The sequence below is a fragment of the Roseateles sp. P5_D6 genome, from assembly GCF_054049415.1.
Genome location: NZ_JBFUMK010000001.1, coordinates 283,166 through 299,871, shown reverse-complemented (window position 1 = coordinate 299,871; position 16,706 = coordinate 283,166). Strand labels below are relative to the sequence as shown.

13 protein-coding genes are annotated in these 16,706 nt (G+C 66.5%); 12 read left to right on the top strand and 1 reads right to left on the bottom strand.

Annotated features, from left to right (window positions below):
• The first annotated feature begins 165 nt into the window (after positions 1-165).
• The 9 genes from rpoD to ACXJKM_RS01270 all read left to right on the top strand — a co-directional run bounded on the left by rpoD (position 166) and on the right by ACXJKM_RS01270 (position 12,533).
• Positions 166-2,418, top strand: coding sequence for an RNA polymerase sigma factor RpoD (gene rpoD / locus ACXJKM_RS01310; RefSeq protein WP_457325951.1), 2,253 nt, complete (start codon positions 166-168; stop codon positions 2,416-2,418).
• A gap of 61 nt (positions 2,419-2,479) precedes the next feature.
• Positions 2,480-3,448: an adenylate/guanylate cyclase domain-containing protein gene (locus ACXJKM_RS01305; RefSeq protein ID WP_056198063.1), complete on the top strand. Its 969-nt coding sequence runs from the start codon at positions 2,480-2,482 to the stop codon at positions 3,446-3,448.
• Between the two features lie 3 nt (positions 3,449-3,451).
• Positions 3,452-4,540, top strand: a complete 1,089-nt coding sequence (gene hemH, locus ACXJKM_RS01300; protein WP_457349737.1) for a ferrochelatase — start codon at positions 3,452-3,454, stop codon at positions 4,538-4,540.
• A 17-nt stretch (positions 4,541-4,557) separates the two neighbouring features.
• Complete coding sequence (locus tag ACXJKM_RS01295) at positions 4,558-4,959, top strand: RNA-binding S4 domain-containing protein (RefSeq protein ID WP_056198069.1); 402 nt, start codon at positions 4,558-4,560, stop codon at positions 4,957-4,959.
• Between the two features lie 81 nt (positions 4,960-5,040).
• On the top strand, positions 5,041-5,565 hold the full coding sequence (grpE, locus tag ACXJKM_RS01290; protein WP_056198072.1) for a nucleotide exchange factor GrpE: 525 nt from the start codon (positions 5,041-5,043) through the stop codon (positions 5,563-5,565).
• Positions 5,566-5,692: 127 nt separating this feature from the next.
• The gene (gene dnaK, locus ACXJKM_RS01285) at positions 5,693-7,657 is read left to right on the top strand and encodes a molecular chaperone DnaK (protein ID WP_056198074.1); all 1,965 of its coding nucleotides are present in this window, start codon (positions 5,693-5,695) and stop codon (positions 7,655-7,657) included.
• 67 nt (positions 7,658-7,724) lie between these two features.
• Positions 7,725-8,879 (top strand): molecular chaperone DnaJ, encoded by a 1,155-nt coding sequence (gene dnaJ / locus ACXJKM_RS01280; protein ID WP_056198076.1) that lies wholly within the window; start codon positions 7,725-7,727, stop codon positions 8,877-8,879.
• Positions 8,880-9,122: 243 nt separating this feature from the next.
• On the top strand, positions 9,123-10,763 hold the full coding sequence (locus ACXJKM_RS01275; RefSeq protein ID WP_082532698.1) for a response regulator: 1,641 nt from the start codon (positions 9,123-9,125) through the stop codon (positions 10,761-10,763).
• A gap of 99 nt (positions 10,764-10,862) precedes the next feature.
• Positions 10,863-12,533 (top strand): phosphoethanolamine transferase, encoded by a 1,671-nt coding sequence (locus ACXJKM_RS01270; RefSeq protein WP_056198077.1) that lies wholly within the window; start codon positions 10,863-10,865, stop codon positions 12,531-12,533.
• Here the strand turns inward: ACXJKM_RS01270 and ACXJKM_RS01265 are convergent.
• Positions 12,530-13,654, bottom strand: coding sequence for a PA0069 family radical SAM protein (locus ACXJKM_RS01265; RefSeq protein ID WP_056198078.1), 1,125 nt, complete (start codon positions 13,652-13,654; stop codon positions 12,530-12,532). The genes ACXJKM_RS01270 and ACXJKM_RS01265 overlap by 4 nt on opposite strands.
• A 94-nt stretch (positions 13,655-13,748) precedes the next feature.
• On the opposite strand from ACXJKM_RS01265, the gene ACXJKM_RS01260 reads away from it, so the two are divergent.
• From ACXJKM_RS01260 to ACXJKM_RS01250, 3 genes are all read left to right on the top strand, one after another.
• Positions 13,749-14,492: a hypothetical protein gene (locus ACXJKM_RS01260; protein ID WP_056198080.1), complete on the top strand. Its 744-nt coding sequence runs from the start codon at positions 13,749-13,751 to the stop codon at positions 14,490-14,492.
• 94 nt (positions 14,493-14,586) lie between these two features.
• Positions 14,587-15,888, top strand: a complete 1,302-nt coding sequence (locus ACXJKM_RS01255) for an MFS transporter (protein WP_235531991.1) — start codon at positions 14,587-14,589, stop codon at positions 15,886-15,888.
• A 282-nt stretch (positions 15,889-16,170) separates the two neighbouring features.
• Complete coding sequence (locus ACXJKM_RS01250) at positions 16,171-16,698, top strand: DUF421 domain-containing protein (protein WP_056198082.1); 528 nt, start codon at positions 16,171-16,173, stop codon at positions 16,696-16,698.
• The last annotated feature ends 8 nt before the right edge of the window (positions 16,699-16,706 follow it).

The window sequence follows — 16,706 nt, the reverse complement described above, 5'->3', positions numbered from 1 at the left end:
CACGCCAGCTTGTTCGCGCCACGCCAGGGTCCCTCGATCACTCGCTGATTGATACCTTGACGACGAAAGCCACCGCCCCCTGCCTCGCCGGCTTGACGCCGAGCCCGGGTTGGCCGCGGTGGCTGCCGCATTTCTGAATTGACCGCGCAAATACGAAGGACCTGCATGACCGCCAAGAAGACCGCGCCCAAGGCCAGCCCCGCTCCTGCCGAAGAACTCAAGAAGAAGACGGCCGTGAAGGCCGCAGCCGAGGCGCCCGCCAAAACCGCAAAGGCGGCTGCGGCGAAGCCGGCCGCGAAGACGGCCAAGGCCGCCGTGGCCGAAGAGGACAAGCCCAAGCGCGGCCGCAAGCCCAAGGCGGCCACCGAGACCAAGAAGGCCGGCGGCAAGAAGGAAGCCGAGGAAGAAGAGGACTTCTCCGACATCGATGCCGAGATCGAGGGCGAAGAGCCGGAAGCCGAAGAGACGGTCGCGGTCGAAGAGGAAACGGTCAAGGCCAAGCCCCTGCGCATGAAGGTCAGCCGCGCCAAGGAGCGCGCGCTGATGCGTGAATTCGGCCTGGAAGAGACCGCGCTGACGGAAGAAGAAGCCGTCAAGCGCCGCTCCGAGCTGAAGACCCTCATCAAGATGGGCAAGACGCGGGGTTTCCTGACGCACCAGGAAATCAACGATCACTTGCCCGAGAAGCTGGTCAGCGAGGAAATCCTCGAGGCCATCATCTCCATGCTCAACGACATGGGCATCGCGGTCTACGAGCAGGCGCCCGACGCCGCCACGCTGCTGATCCAGGGCAACACCACCGCCACCTCGACCGAAGAGGAAGCCGAAGAAGCCGCCGAAGCCGCGCTGTCGACGGTGGACTCCGAATTCGGCCGCACGACCGACCCGGTGCGCATGTACATGCGCGAGATGGGTACGGTCGAGCTGCTGACCCGTGAAGGCGAAATCGAGATCGCCAAGCGCATCGAAGGCGGCCTGCAGGCCATGATGCTGGCGATCTCGGCCTCGCCGACGACCATCGCCCACATCCTCGAGTTCGCCACCAAGATCCGCGCCGGCGAGATGCAGATCTCCGACGTCGTCGACGGCTTCGTGGCCGAAGACGAGGCCGACGACTACGTGGCCGAAGAAGACTTCGACGAGTTCGACGAGGAAGACGACGATGACGGCAACGGCGGCTCCAAGGCCCTGACCAAGAAGCTCGAAGAGCTGAAGAACGCCGCCCTGGTCAAGCTCGACTCGATGTCCGCTGCCTTCGACAAGATGCGCAAGGCGTTCGAGAAAGACGGCTACAAGTCGATCCCGTACAACAAGGCCCAGCAAGCCATCAGCCAGGAGCTGATGACCATCCGCTTCACGGTCAAGACGATCGAGAAGCTGTGCGACATCCTGCGCAGCCAGGTCGACGACGTGCGCCGCTATGAACGCGAGCTGCGCAAGATCGTGGTGGACAAGTGCGGCATGCCGCAAGAGCACTTCATCAAGACCTTCCCGCCCAACGCACTGAACCTGAAGTGGGCCGAGAAGGAAGTCGCCGCCGGCAAGCCGTACAGCATCATCCTGAGCCGCAACCTGCCGCCGGTGCAGGAGCTGCAGCAGAAGTTGACGGACATCCAGGCCAAGGCCGTGGTGCCGCTGGACGACCTCAAGGACATCAACAAGAAGATGAACGAGGGCGAGAAGGCTTCTCGTGACGCGAAGAAGGAAATGATCGAGGCCAATCTGCGCCTCGTGATCTCCATCGCCAAGAAGTACACCAACCGCGGCCTGCAGTTCCTGGACCTGATCCAGGAAGGCAATATCGGCCTGATGAAGGCGGTGGACAAGTTCGAATACCGCCGCGGCTACAAGTTCTCGACGTACGCGACGTGGTGGATCCGCCAGGCCATCACGCGCTCCATCGCCGACCAGGCCCGCACCATCCGCATCCCGGTTCACATGATCGAGACGATCAACAAGATGAACCGCATCTCGCGCCAGCACTTGCAGGAGTTCGGCTACGAGCCGGACGCCCCGACGCTGGCCGAGAAGATGGAGATCCCGGAAGACAAGATCCGCAAGATCATGAAGATCGCCAAGGAGCCGATCTCCATGGAAACGCCGATCGGCGACGACGACGACAGCCACCTGGGCGATTTCATCGAGGACACCAACAACACGGCGCCCATCGAAGCGGCCATGCAGGCCGGCCTGCGCGACGTGGTGAAGGACATCCTCGACTCGCTGACCCCGCGCGAAGCCAAGGTGCTGCGCATGCGCTTCGGCATCGAGATGCAGAGCGACCACACGCTGGAAGAAGTCGGCAAGCAGTTCGACGTCACGCGTGAGCGCATCCGCCAGATCGAGGCCAAGGCGATTCGCAAGCTGAAGCACCCAAGCCGCAGCGACAAGTTGCGTACCTACCTCGACAACCTCTAATCGCTGTATTCGCAACAAAGGCCGGCCTGTCCGGCCTTTCTTACGTCGATAAACTGCCCCCATGACCGCGATCCGCGAGCGCACCGTCCTTTTTGCCGACCTGCGCGGCAGCACCGGGCTGTACGAGGCCCTCGGGAATGCCGAAGCCAGTGGCATGGTCACCCAGACAGTCGGCCAGATCAGCGAAGCCGTGCTGGAAAGCGGCGGCCAGCTGATCAAGACCCTGGGCGATGGCCTGATGGCCGCCTTCGATACGCCGCGCGATGGCGTGCGTGCCGCCCAGCGCATGCAGGAAATGCTCGAACGCACCGTGCAACGCGCGCGCCGCCAGAGCAACCCGCCCATGCTGGCCATGCGGCTGCAAGTGGCGCTGGCGCGTGGCGAGGTCGTCGAGCTCAATGGCGACTGCTTCGGTGACGCCGTCAACGTCGCCGCCCGCCTCATCGACCATGCCGGCGACGGCGAGATCCTCATCACCGCCGAAGTGCTGACGGGCCTGCACCATGCGTCCAAGGGGCGCTTTCGCAGCCTGGACCGCATCTCGGTGCGCGGCCGCGTCGAGCCTGTACACGTCTACCGCATGGACGCCGCGCCCTTGGTCAGTGCCGACGACACCGCCACCCAGTTCGGCGAGCCGATGCGCTCGACCGAGCCGGACGGCATGCGCCTGATCTGGCAGGACCTGGACCGCGTCTTCGACATCGGCGCCATGCCCATCGTGCTGGGCCGCAGCGTGCAGGCCACCTATTGCATCACCGACGCCCGCGTGTCGCGCTCACATGCCCGTATCGACTGGCAGGGCAGCAGCTTTGAGCTGACCGACCTGTCCTATAACGGCACCTACGTGCGCTTCGGTGATTCGGGCGAGCTGCTGAGCCTCAAGCGCGGCAGCTGCACCCTGCACGGCAGCGGCGTCATCGGCCTGGGCGGCATGCCCACGGACGAGCAGTCGCCCATCGTGCGCTTCGAGGTGCTGCACTTCTACGACACCGAGCCCCAGCCCTTCGGCGGCCCTCGCTCCAGGCGCTGACTCATGGCCTTTCTTCCCGAACCGCCGCAGCGCCACGGCGTCGCGCCCGCTGGCCCGGATGTGGCCGTGCTGCTGTGCAATCTCGGCACACCCGACGCGCCCGATGCCCCTGCCCTGCGCCGCTACCTCGCCCAGTTCCTGGCCGACCCGCGCGTTGTCGAGATCCCCAGGCTGATCTGGCTGGCCATCCTGCACGGCATCATCCTGCGCGTGCGGCCGGCCAAGTCAGCCGCCAAGTACGCAACGGTATGGACGCCCGAGGGCTCGCCGCTCAAGGTCTGGACAACAAAGCAGGCCAAGCTGCTGCAAGGCGCATTGGGCGGCCGCGCGCGCGTCGCTTTCGCGATGCGTTATGGCCAGCCTGCCATTGCCGCCACGCTCGACGCCCTCAAGCGCGAAGGCGTGCGCCGCGTGTTGGTGCTGCCCGCCTACCCGCAGTACTCGGGCGCGACCACCGCCAGCGTCATCGACGACGTCGCCCGCTGGGCGCTGCGGACCCGTCACCTGCCCGAGCTGCGCTTCATCAACCGCTATCACGATGAGCTGGGCTACATCGCCGCCCTGGCCCAGACCGTGCGCGAGCACTGGCAGCGCGAGGGCCGTGGCGACAAGCTGGTCATGAGCTTTCACGGCATGCCTGAACGCACCCTGCACCTGGGCGATCCCTACCACTGCGAATGCCTGAAGACGGGTCGCCTGCTGGCTGAAGCCTTGAGCCTGAAAGACGGCGAATGGCAAGTCACGTTCCAGAGTCGCTTCGGCAAAGCCAAGTGGCTGGAGCCCTACACGGAGCCCACGCTTGTCAAGCTGGCCAAGGGCGGGCTCAAGGCGGTTGACGTCATCTGCCCCGGCTTTGCGGTCGACTGCCTGGAGACGCTGGAAGAGATAGCCCAGGAGGCACGCACCGCCTTCCTCGCCGCGGGCGGCCAGCGCTTTGCCTACATCCCCTGCCTGAACGACCATCCGGCCGGCATCAAGGCACTTGCCAAGGTGACCGAGCGTCATCTGCAGGGCTGGTTCACCGAAGCGCCGCATCCCGACACGCTCGCCCTGCAACGCCAACGAGCCCTGGCTGCCGGAGCCAAGCAGTGAGCGAGGCGCCCAGCTCGATGCGCCTGGACAAATGGCTCTGGGCCGCGCGTTTCTACAAGACCCGCGCCCTGGCCGTTGACGAGATCAACCTCGGCCGCGTGCGCGTGGGCGGCCAGCCGGTCAAGCCGGCGCGGGACGTCAAGGTTGGCGACCTGCTCAGCATCCGCATCGGCACGCTGAGCCGCGAGGTCGAAGTCCTCGGCCTGTCCAACCTGCGTGGCCCGGCGCCGCAAGCCCAGGCCCTGTACGCCGAAACCCAGGCCAGCATCACCGCCCGGGAGGCGGCCGCCGAGGCGCGCCGCCTGGCGCCGGAACCGGCCGACACGATCATGCAAGGTCGTCCGACAAAGCAGGACCGGCGCCGCTTGGCAGACTGGGACCGATGGTCCGTCTCGCTGGATGATGAAGATCCGGGTTGACCCGGATAATCCGTTTTGAATCTCCCCTCTTGAAACCAGGGCATCGCGCCCCATGTCGACGCGATCCCCTCCTTTTCTGCCATGACGACCGAAAACCCCCTGCCCGAAGACGCAGCCGGCGCCGCCGAGCCCACGGCCGCCGAGCTGAACCCCGAAATCAAAATTGCCGAGCTGGAAGGGCGCCTCGCCGAAATGAGCGACGCTTATCTGCGTGCCAAGGCCGAGACCGAGAACGCCCGCCGCCGCGCGGATGAGGATGTGGCCAAGGCCCGCAAGTTCGCCGTCGAAGCCTTCGCCGAGGCCATGCTGCCGGTGATGGACAGCCTGGAGGCGGCCATCGCCACGCCCAGCGCCAGCGTCGACACGGTGCTGGAAGGCGTGCACGCCACGCGACGCCAGCTGTCCAGCGCGCTGGAGCGCAACAAGGTCGTGGAGATCAACCCCGGCCAGGGCGCCAAGTTCGACCCCCACCAGCACCAGGCTATCTCCGTAGTGCCGGCACCGACCCAGGACGCCAACACGGTCGTCGCGGTGCTGCAGAAGGGCTTCCTGATCGCCGACCGCGTGCTGCGGCCGGCCTTGGTGACCGTGTCGGCGCCTCGCTAAGGACCTGGGGACAGACCTTGGCGCGAAGCGACATGCTCTGTCCCCACTAATTCACAGCCTGCCGCCCTTGAAGGACGGCGAGTTATCCACAAATCGAATACATCCAACAAATCTTCAGGAGTTCCAAATGGGAAAGATCATCGGCATTGACCTGGGCACCACGAATTCGTGCGTGGCCGTCATGGAAGGCAACACCACGCGCGTCATCGAGAACGCCGAAGGCGCCCGCACCACGCCGTCCATCATTGCCTACCAGGAAGACGGCGAGATCCTCGTCGGCGCCTCCGCCAAGCGTCAGTCGGTCACCAACCCGAAGAACACGCTGTATGCCGTCAAGCGCCTGATCGGCCGCAAGTTCGCCGAGAAGGAAGTGCAGAAGGACATCGACCTGATGCCCTACACCATCGCCGCCGCCGACAACGGCGACGCCTGGGTGGAAGTGCGCGGCAAGAAGTTCGCGCCTCCCCAGGTCTCGGCCGAAGTGCTGCGCAAGATGAAGAAGACGGCCGAGGACTACCTCGGCGAGGAAGTGACCGAAGCCGTCATCACGGTGCCGGCCTACTTCAATGACGCCCAGCGCCAAGCCACCAAGGACGCCGGCCGCATCGCCGGCCTGGACGTCAAGCGCATCATCAACGAGCCCACCGCCGCGGCCCTGGCCTTCGGCCTGGACAAGCACGGCAAGGGCGACCGCAAGATCGCCGTCTATGACCTCGGCGGCGGCACCTTCGACGTGTCCATCATCGAGATCGCCGACGTCGATGGCGAGATGCAGTTCGAAGTGCTGTCGACCAACGGCGACACCTTCCTGGGCGGCGAGGACTTCGACCAGCGCATCATCGATTTCATCGTCACCGAGTTCAAGAAGGAACAAGGCGTCGACCTGACCAAGGACGTGCTGGCCCTGCAGCGCCTGAAGGAAGCCGCCGAGAAGGCCAAGATCGAGCTGTCCAACTCGTCGCAGACCGACGTCAACCTGCCCTACATCACGGCAGATGCGACCGGTCCGAAGCACCTGAACGTCAAGCTGACCCGCGCCAAGCTGGAGTCGCTGGTGGACGAGCTGATCGAACGCACGATTGCGCCTTGCCGCACCGCGGTGAAGGACGCTGGCGTTGCGCTGACCGACATCGACGACGTCATCCTCGTCGGCGGCATGACCCGCATGCCCAAGGTGCAGGACAAGGTCAAGGAGTTCTTCGGCAAGGAACCGCGCCGTGACGTGAACCCCGACGAGGCCGTGGCCGTCGGTGCCGCCATCCAGGGCCAGGTCCTGGGCGGCGAGCGCAAGGACGTGCTGCTGCTGGACGTCACCCCGCTTAGCCTGGGCATCGAGACCCTGGGCGGCGTGATGACGAAGATGATCAAGAAGAACACGACCATCCCGACCAAGTTCGCGCAGACCTTCTCCACCGCCGACGACAACCAGCCAGCCGTGACCATCAAGGTCTACCAGGGCGAGCGTGAACTGGCGCAAGGCAACAAGAGCCTGGGCGAGTTCAACCTGGAAGGCATCCCGCCGTCGCCGCGCGGCACGCCGCAGATCGAGGTCAGCTTCGACATCGACGCCAACGGCATCCTGCACGTCGGCGCCAAGGACAAGGGCACCGGCAAGGAAAACAAGATCACCATCAAGGCGAACTCGGGCCTGAGCGAGGCCGAGATCGAGAAGATGGTGAAGGATGCCGAAGCCAACGCGGCCGAGGACAAGAAGAAGGTCGAACTCGTGCAGGCCCGCAACCAGGCCGACGGCATGGTGCACAGCGTGCGCAAGTCGGTCACCGAGCATGGCGACAAGCTCGAAGCGGCCGAGAAGGAAGCGATCGAAGCCGCGGCGAAGGACCTGGAAGAAGCCATCAAGGGCGACGACCAGGCCGACATCGAGGCCAAGACCGAGAAGCTGATGACGGCCAGCCAGAAGCTGGGCGAAAAGATCTACGCTGACCAACAAGGCGCGCAGGCCGCTGCGGCAGCGGCCACAGGCGCCGGTGGTGCTGAACAGCCCCAGGCCGCACCGCAAGGTGAAGCCAAGCGCCCGGCCGACGACAACGTCGTGGACGCCGAGTTCAAGGAAGTCAAGGACAGCAAGTAAGTCCCGCATGACCCCTGGCCCGGGACCGCGACAAGCGTGCCCGGGCCTTTGCCCTTGAAAGAAGACGATGGCGTCCAAGCGCGATTACTACGAAATCCTCGGCGTCGCCAAAAACGCGACCGAGGAAGACATCAAGAAGGCCTACCGCAAGCTGGCCATGAAGCACCACCCCGACCGCAACCAGGGCGACGGGGCGAAGAAGTCCGAGGAAAGCTTCAAGGAGGCCAAGGAGGCCTACGAGATGCTGTCCGACGCGCAAAAGCGCGCGGCCTATGACCAGTACGGCCATGCCGGCGTCGACCCCAACATGGGCGCCGGCCGCGGCGGCCCGGGCGCGGAAGGCTTTGGCGGCTTTGCCGAGGCCTTCGGCGACATCTTTGGCGACATCTTTGGCGGCCAAGGCGGCCAGCGCCGTGGTGCGGGCGGCGGCCAGCAGGTCTACCGCGGCAGTGACCTCAGCTACGCGATGGAGATCACGCTCGAGGAAGCCGCCCGCGGCAAGGAAACGCAGATCCGCATTCCCAGTTGGGAAGGCTGCGAGACCTGTGGCGGCACCGGCGCCAAGCCTGGCACCAGCGCCAAGACCTGCGGGTCATGTCAGGGCTCGGGCACGGTGCACATGCGCCAAGGCTTCTTCAGCATCCAGCAGACCTGCCCGCACTGCCACGGCAGCGGCAAGATCATTCCCGACCCCTGCACCACCTGCAACGGCCAGGGCAAGGTCAAGAAGCAGAAGACGCTGGAAGTGAAGATCCCAGCCGGCATCAACGAGGGCATGCGCATCCGCTCGGCGGGCAATGGCGAGCCGGGCGTGAATGGCGGCCCCAGCGGCGACCTCTACATCGAGATCCGCATCAAGCAGCACGAGATCTTCGAGCGCGATGGCGATGACCTGCATTGCACGATGCCGGTGTCCATGATCACCGCCGCCCTGGGCGGCAACATCGAAGTCCCCACGCTCGGCGGCAAGGCGGAGATCGAACTGCCCGAAGGCACCCAGCACGGCAAGACCTTCCGGCTGCGTGGCAAGGGTATCAAGGGCGTGCGTTCGAGCTATCCGGGCGACCTGTACTGCCACATCGCCATCGAGACGCCGGTCAAGCTGACCGAGCATCAGAAGAAGCTGCTCAAGGAGCTCGATGAGTCGCTGAAGAAAGGGGGCGAGCGCCACTCGCCCAACGCCAAGAGCTGGACGGATCGGGTCAAGGACCTGTTCAAGTAAGCGAGCACCAAACCGGTCAGAGCCGCGGCTTCCGCAAGGAGCCGCGGCTTTTTTACGCCTGTCACGCGCAGCCCGCCTGCGTCGTAAATCACGCCGCGCACCAAAAGAGCGAGTAAACGAGATCTCCCGACTTGACTCATAAACCCTAAAGTCCGTCGACTGTCACCCCAATGACTCATAAGTGACTTCTTCTGCGCGTCTCCCGATCAAAATCCACGGCCCGGCGCCGGGGCGGGAGGCCGCATGTTCCTGATGGACCAGACCATCCAGACGGCGTCGGCGTTGATCATCGACAGCAACGCCAACTCACGCAGCCTGATGTCGGCGCAGTTGCGCGACCTGGGTGTCGGCACCGTGCGCCAGACGCCACGCGTGAAGGATGCGCGGGTGATGCTGGAGCATCAGACGTTTGACATCGTGCTGTGCGACTACCACTTCGACAGCAGCGACACCTCGGGCCAGGACCTGCTCGACGAACTCCGTCGTGAAGGCCTGCTGCCCTATTCCACGGTCTTCGTCATGGTGACGAGCGAGGCCACGTACGCCAAGGTGGCCGAGGCCGCTGAAGCCGCGCTCGACGCCTACCTCATCAAGCCCTACACCAGCGCCAACCTCGCCGAGCGCCTGGCCAGTGCGCGCCACCGCAAGCGCGTGCTCAAGGGCATCTTCGAGGCCATCGAGAACCAGGACTTCGAGACCGCTGCCAACCTCTGCCTGGCGCGCTTCGATGCCAAGGACAAGTACTGGCTCTATGCCGCGCGCATCGGTGCCGAGTTGCTGCTGCGGCTGAAGCGCTTCGACGACGCGCGCACGCTGTACGAGGCCATCATCGCTGCCAAGACCGTGCCCTGGGCGCGACTGGGCGTGGCGCGTACCGAGGTGGCCAGCGGCAATTTGCAGGCCGCGCGCCGCACGCTGGAAAACCTCACCGGCGACCTGCCCGACTACGCCGACTCGCATGACCTGATGGGCCATGTGCAGATGGAACAGGGCGACCTCGCCCAGGCACTCAAGACCTATCAGACCGCCGCGACGCTGACGCCCGGCTGCCTGCTGCGCCTGCAGCGCTGCGGCTCACTGGGTTTTTACGCCGGCCAGCGCGCCGAGGCGCTGAAGATGCTGGAGCGCGCCATGTCCCAGGGCCTGCGCTCCAAGCTCTTCGACATGCTCAGCCTCGTGCTGATCGGCCTGATGCGCTTTGACGCGAAGGACCACAAGGGCTTCAAGTACACCCACGACGCGCTGGCCGCCGCGCTGGAACGCGCGCCGGGCTCCATCCGGCTGCAGCGCTTTGACCTGGTCTTGCGCGGCCTGGCCTTCCTGCTGGAGCGCCGTGTCGGCCAGGCCCTGGTCATGGCACGCGAGGTCACCGAGCATGCCCAGAGCGGCAACTTCGACCTCGAGGCGGCCTCGCTGCTGACGGCGCTGTGGATACGCTTGTCCAGCCAGGAGGTCGAGCTTGAAGAGATGATGCCCATTCTGCGCGGCCTGGGCACGCGCTACTGCTCGGCCAAGGCCAGCACCGAGATCCTCGTGTCCATGTCCGAAGGCCACCAGGGCGCGGCCGAGCAGTTCCGCGATTGTCACCAGCAGATCTTCAATGTCGCCGAGACGGCCATGCGCCACTCGCTGCGCGGCAGTGCCAAGGTGGCCGTCGAGCTGCTGATCCAGCAGGGCGAGGCCACGCGCAACGCCAAGCTCATCGACATGGCCGGCCTGGTGCTGAAACGCCATGCCGAGAAGATCGAAGGCGCTTCAAGCCTTGCCGAACAGATCGACGACCTGCACGGGCGCTATGTGAAGCCCATGGGCGGCGGGCCAGGCAAGGCGCGGGCCGCGGGCGGCGTCACGCTGCGCGCGGCGACGGCCGAAATCGCCGCTTGAGCTGACCCGGCGCTGTCGGCCACGTATCACCCGAGACGCCAGCCCGCGCGGGGCCGCGAGAATGCGTCGCCGCCTCTTTCCGCCTCTTTCCGCCTCCTGATGCCTTTGCTCAAGCGCCTGCTGGCCTGGTTCCAGCCCGACACCTCGCGTCCCCTCACCCAGGCCTGGCTGGCCGCCCTGTGGATGGGGTTGCTGGCCAATTGGCCGCTGTGGCAGCAACTGCACGGCATGGCCGATGTGCGCCCCTTCTTCATCCTTGCCTTTGCCGGCATGGTCACCGCCGCGACCGGCGCGCTGCTGAGCCTGCTGGCCTGGCCGCGCTTCATCAAGGGCCTGCTCGTCGTGCTGCTGCTGAGCGCCGGCGCGCTGGCCCACTTCATCGGCAGCTACGGCATCGTCTTCGACCCCACCATGGTCACGAACATGGTGCAGACCGACGTGCGCGAAACGCGCGACCTGCTGAGCTGGCGGCTGCTCGTCAGCATCGGACTGCTGGGCGCCCTGCCCGCCTGGTGGTTGCTGCGCCGGCCCACCGCGCCGCGGCAGGCCCTGCCAAAGCGCCTGGGCGGCAACGTCGTCGCCTTTGGCCTCGGCCTCGTCGCGATGGTGCTGCTGGCGTTGAGCGTGTTTGCCGATCTGTCATCGACGATGCGCAACTACAAGACCATCCGCTACATGGTCACGCCGCTGAACGCGGTCTATTCGATCAGCAGTGCCGCGCTGCGCCGCCAGGCCGCACCCAGCGGCCCGCCCGCCGTCATCGGCGTCGACGCCCGGCTGCTGCCGCGCGCGGAAGGGGCCAGGCCGCCGTTGCTGCTGTTCGTCGTCGGCGAGACGGCGCGCTCCATGAACTTCAGCCTGAACGGCTACGCACGGCAAACGAACCCGGAGCTGGCCAAGCTGCCAAGCTCAAATCTGATCAGCCTGCGCCAGGTCACCTCCTGTGGCACCGCCACGGCGGCCTCCCTGCCCTGCATGTTTTCGCCGCTGGGCCGCGAGGCTTTTGGCGACGTGAAGGGTACGCAGGAAAACCTGCTCGACGTGCTGCAACGCGCCGGCCTGGCCGTGCTGTGGCTGGACAACCAGAGCGGCTGCAAAGGCCTTTGCGACCGCGTGCCCAACAGCTCAACAGCCAAGCTGCCTGAAGGCGCGGCTCCGCTGCCGGCGGGCCTGTGCGATGGCGAAGAATGCTTCGACGAAGCTTTGCTGCATGAGTTGGACAAACGCATCGCGGCGCTGGATCCGGCGCGTGTGAAGCGTGGCCTCGTCCTCGTCATGCACCAGATGGGCAGTCACGGCCCGGCCTACTTCAAGCGCTCACCGCCCGACCTCAAGCCCTTCCAGCCCGAGTGCAAGAGCAACGCGCTGCAGCAGTGCCCGCGCGAGCAGGTCGTCAATGGCTATGACAACACCCTGGTGACGACCGACCGGCTGCTGGCGCGCAGCATCGCCTGGCTGCAGGCGCAACAAGCCTTCGATGTGGGCATGCTCTACGTCTCTGACCACGGCGAGTCGCTGGGCGAGAACGGCCTCTATCTGCACGGCATGCCCTATGCCATGGCGCCGGCCGAGCAAACGCATGTGCCCATGGTGCTGTGGGTGCCCGAGGGTGGAGGGCTGGCTGCGTCGCTGAAGCCCGGCTGCCTGCAAGGCCTGCGCGACAAGCCCGCCTCGCACGACAACCTCTTCCACACCGCGATGGGTTGGGTGGGCGCTCGGTCGGACGTCTACAAGGCCGATTGGGATTTGCTCGCCGGCTGCCGGCGCTAGAACAGGCTCCCCTGCGCTGACGGTTTGCGTGGCGGTGTGAACAGCGCCAGTTGCACCGGCCGCCGCTTGTTGCGCAGGCCCAGCTTGTGGACGGCCCGCTGGAAGCGCGCCTGCAGCAGCTGAGCCCACACGCCTTCGCCGGTAAAGCGCGTGCCGAAGCGAGCGTCGTTGTCTTTGCCGCCGCGCATGTCGCGGATGCGCGCCATGACACGCTCGGCGCGGTCGGGGAAGTGGCGCTGCAGCCAGTCCTGAAACAGCGGATTCACCTCCCAGGGCAGGCGCACCGGGATGCTGAACGCCGAACTCGCCCCGGCCGCAGCAGCGGCTTCGAGGATGCGTTCCAGCTCGGGCTCGTTGATGAAGGGAATGATGGGCGACACGCTGACGCCCACGGGCACGCCAGCCTCGGCCAGTGCCTGGATGGTGCGCAGCCGCCGCGCGGGTGCCGCAGCGCGTGGCTCGAGGATGCGGGCGAGGTCGTTGTCCAGCGTCGTCACCGACAGATAGACCGACACCAGGCCCTGGGCGGCCATCGGCGCGATCAGGTCCAGGTCGCGCTCGATGCCGCTGCTCTTGGTGACGACCGAGAACGGGTGGCTGCACTCCGCCAGCACCTCGACGATGCGGCGCGTGATGCCCAGCTTGCGTTCAACCGGTTGGTAAGCATCGGTGGCCGTGCCCAGCACCAGCGACTTGGGCACGTACTTGGCACCGGCCAGCGTTTCACGCAGACGCTCGGCCGCATTGACCTTGGCCACGATGCGGGTCTCGAAGTCCAGCCCCGGCGACAGATTCAGATAGCTGTGCGTGGGCCGCGCAAAGCAGTAGATGCAGCCGTGCTCGCAGCCTCGATACGGGTTGATGGAGTAGTCGAAGGAGATGTCGGGCGACTGGTTGCTGGTGACGATCTTCTTGGCGTGCTCTTCGATGATCTGCGTGGCCACCGGCACATGCTCTTCGCCGGCCTCCTGGTCCAGCGAACCCCAGCCGTCGTCGTACTGCTCACGCTCGCGCTGCTCGAAGCGATGGGGCATGGCGGTGGCCGTGCCACGGCCCTTGATGGAGTCGATCGGGACGAGGGCCGGCTGGGCGGCGGCAATGCGGGTGGGAGCAGGCGACATACTGTAAATATATACAGTATTTTGACGATATTCCAGGCAAACCCCGCGCCTCCTCGGGATGGTGGCGTGACACGCCTTGCGTAGAGTCCGCCCGATGCCCCATCCACTTGCGCGGCCCTGGCCGCTGTTGCTTCTTGCCCTGGCCGCGACCTGCGGCGCCGCCTCACCCCTGCCGACCCCGGGGCACTACCGCATCGATGGCGAAGCCACCATGCGCAGCGGCAGCGGCCCCCTGTTGGTCGAACGCGTCGAGCGCTGGGACGGCAGCAACGGCAACCGCTTCATCACCACGCGGGCCGACGGCCGCTCCCACCAACAGACCTATGCCGGCACCGAGCCGGTGACCTGGTGCGTGCCGGCTGCCTCGGTGCCGCCCAACCAGTTGCCCGACCGCTGCAAGACACGCTGGTGGCCGGCACAGGGCGGCACCCTGCTGCAGGCCGAGTGCCAGGCCGGCCGGCTGCAGGAGCAATGGAAGCAGCTCGACGCCAAGACCTGGGAGCGGCAGATGCGCCTCACGCTCGCGCCGGGAGGCGGTGGCAGCGACCCCGCGGCTGCTCTGGCCATGGTCGAGCGGGGCCTGTCGCCAGCCGAGGCCGCCAAAGCCCGCGCGGCGATCGCGGCCCTGCCCTCGGCCCAGGGCCGGGCCGCCGCGATGGCGCCGGTCTACGAAAAGATCGAGGCCACCATCCGCAACGGCAAGCCGGAGGAAGCAGCCGCCGCGCGCCAGCAACTGGCCGCCCTGCAAGCCGCCCAAGGCGGCAGTGGCGTGACGTGGACGACGACGCTGACCGAGCGCTGGACACTCACCGGCGATCACTGCAAGCCGGGCTCCTGAAACGCAGCCGCGACCGCGAGAACGCGGCCGAGATAATCCGCCCGCTTTCCCCTTGGCGACTTTTGCCCTTTTGGCAGGTGCCCTCGTCCGCCCAATGCCTCTCGAAGCGATTCCCGGCACCCCCGCCCGACTGCGCGATCAGCGCGACTACATGCGCCTGCTGGGGGCCCGCGTGACCGGCGGCGCAGCCAACCAGATGCTGATGGTGGCCCTGGGCTGGCAGATGTACGACCTCACCTCCAGCGCCTGGGACCTGGGCCTGGTCGGCCTCGCGCAATTCCTGCCTGCCCTGCTGCTCACCTTGCCGGCCGGCCATGTCGTGGATCAGCACGACCGGCGCCTGCTGCTGGCCGCCAGCCTGGGCCTGCAACTCGTTGCCGCGGCCTGCCTGGCGCTGTCCAGCGCCAGTGGCTGGGTGGGGCCGAACATGATCCTGATGCTGTCCGTGCTGCTGGGCTGCGCCCGCGCACTGCAGATGCCATCGCAGCAGGCCCTGATGCCGACGCTTGTGCCCCCCATGCTGCTGCCCCGTGCCGTGGCGGCGGCCAGCTCGTCGATGCAGGTGGCCATCATTGCGGGCCCGGCCCTGGGCGGCGTGCTCTATGCGCTCGGGCCCTGGGCGACGGGTGCTGCCGCGCGCGGCGATGCGGCGCATTGGGGCGCGGCCATCGTCTACGGCGTCTCGCTGCTGTTGCTCGCCGCGGCGATAGCCAGCGTGTTGACGATCCGCCATCGCGCTGCGCCGTTGCGCCGTGCGGCCCCCGACCTGGCGCAGCTGACGGCCGGCATCCGTTTCATCTGGCAGAGGCCCGTCTTGCTCGGTGCAATCTCGCTGGACCTGTTCGCCGTGCTGCTCGGCGGTGCCACGGCCCTGCTGCCCATCTTCGCGCGCGACATCCTGCACACCGGCCCCGAGGGGCTGGGCCTGCTGCGCTCGGCCCCGGCCCTGGGCGCCGTCGTCGTCGGCGTCTGGCTGGCCCGCCACCCCATCGCACACCGCGCCGGCCACTGGCTGCTCGGCGCCGTGGCGGTGTTCGGCTTGACGATGATCGCGTTTGCGCTGACGACCTCCTTCCTGGTCGCCTTCGCCGTGCTGGCCGTCAGCGGTGCGGCCGACATGTTCAGCGTCGTCATCCGCCAGTCCCTGGTGCAGCTCGAGACGCCGGACGAGATGCGCGGCCGCGTCGGCGCCGTGAATTCGGTCTTCATCGGCGCGAGCAACCAGTTGGGCGAGTTCGAGTCCGGCGCAACGGCGGCCCTGCTTGGCCCGGTCGGCTCAGTGCTGCTCGGCGGCATCGGCACGGTGGCCATCGTCGCGCTTTGGTTCAAGGTCTTCCCGGCGCTGGCACGGCGAGACAGCCTGCAACCCGAGTCGCGCGAAACGTTGGTGCGTTGATCGCGCCGACTACGCGTAGGCCACGACCTACATCTCCACGCGGCCTCGGCGAGATGGCTGGCCCACGCGCCGGCGACTAGATTTGAACGGTCGGAAGCCAGGAGCTGTAGCCTCAACAGGCCGCTCAACAGGCCAACGGCGGAACGCTCGACGCCTCGCGTCGAGCGTTCTCTTTTTGCCCAACGCTTCGGAACGCCGCCAGGCACACGGCTTGCCCATCGCCCATCACATGAGCAGCGTCCGCATCCAACCCTTCAATCCCGACAAGATGAGGAGGTGAACATGGACGTCTCGGGGCTTTTCGCCATCCACGTGTCGCCACTGGAGCTGATGCTGCGGGGCACGCTGATGTACTGGTTCCTGCTGCTGATCTTTCGCTTCGTGCTGCGGCGCGACCCCGGCTCCTTCGGCGTCGCCGACGTCCTGATGGTGGTCGTGATCGCAGATGCCTCGCAGAACGCCATGTCGGGCAGCTACGACACAGTGGCCGAGGGCTGGATCCTGGTCGCTACGCTGGTGTTCTGGAACTATGCGCTGGACTGGGCCAGTTGCCGCTGGCCCCTCGTGCACAAGCTCACCGAGCCTGCGCCACTGCAGCTCGTCAAGGCGGGGCGCGTGCTGGGCCGCAATCTGCGCAAGGAGTTCCTGACGCGCGAGGATCTGGAGGCCCAATTGCGCCAGGCTGGCGTCGAGGACGTCGGCGCGGTGCGGGCGGCCTACCTGGAGGGCGACGGCAAGTTGTCGGTACTGCGATACGACGAGAAGAAGCCTGCCCGCCGGGACAAGGACGAAGGGCCGCCCGGCACATGACGTCGGAC

What these genes read in the sequence shown, in the direction of transcription:
- rpoD (WP_457325951.1), top strand. Translation starts at nt 166, where the DNA reads ATGACCGCCAAGAAGACCGCGCCCAAGGCCAGCCCCGCTCCTGCCGAA.
- ACXJKM_RS01305 (WP_056198063.1), top strand. Translation starts at nt 2,480, where the DNA reads ATGACCGCGATCCGCGAGCGCACCGTCCTTTTTGCCGACCTGCGCGGC.
- hemH (WP_457349737.1), top strand. Translation starts at nt 3,452, where the DNA reads ATGGCCTTTCTTCCCGAACCGCCGCAGCGCCACGGCGTCGCGCCCGCT.
- ACXJKM_RS01295 (WP_056198069.1), top strand. Translation starts at nt 4,558, where the DNA reads ATGCGCCTGGACAAATGGCTCTGGGCCGCGCGTTTCTACAAGACCCGC.
- grpE (WP_056198072.1), top strand. Translation starts at nt 5,041, where the DNA reads ATGACGACCGAAAACCCCCTGCCCGAAGACGCAGCCGGCGCCGCCGAG.
- dnaK (WP_056198074.1), top strand. Translation starts at nt 5,693, where the DNA reads ATGGGAAAGATCATCGGCATTGACCTGGGCACCACGAATTCGTGCGTG.
- dnaJ (WP_056198076.1), top strand. Translation starts at nt 7,725, where the DNA reads ATGGCGTCCAAGCGCGATTACTACGAAATCCTCGGCGTCGCCAAAAAC.
- ACXJKM_RS01275 (WP_082532698.1), top strand. Translation starts at nt 9,123, where the DNA reads ATGTTCCTGATGGACCAGACCATCCAGACGGCGTCGGCGTTGATCATC.
- ACXJKM_RS01270 (WP_056198077.1), top strand. Translation starts at nt 10,863, where the DNA reads ATGCCTTTGCTCAAGCGCCTGCTGGCCTGGTTCCAGCCCGACACCTCG.
- ACXJKM_RS01265 (WP_056198078.1), bottom strand. Translation starts at nt 13,654, where the DNA reads ATGTCGCCTGCTCCCACCCGCATTGCCGCCGCCCAGCCGGCCCTCGTC.
- ACXJKM_RS01260 (WP_056198080.1), top strand. Translation starts at nt 13,749, where the DNA reads ATGCCCCATCCACTTGCGCGGCCCTGGCCGCTGTTGCTTCTTGCCCTG.
- ACXJKM_RS01255 (WP_235531991.1), top strand. Translation starts at nt 14,587, where the DNA reads ATGCCTCTCGAAGCGATTCCCGGCACCCCCGCCCGACTGCGCGATCAG.
- ACXJKM_RS01250 (WP_056198082.1), top strand. Translation starts at nt 16,171, where the DNA reads ATGGACGTCTCGGGGCTTTTCGCCATCCACGTGTCGCCACTGGAGCTG.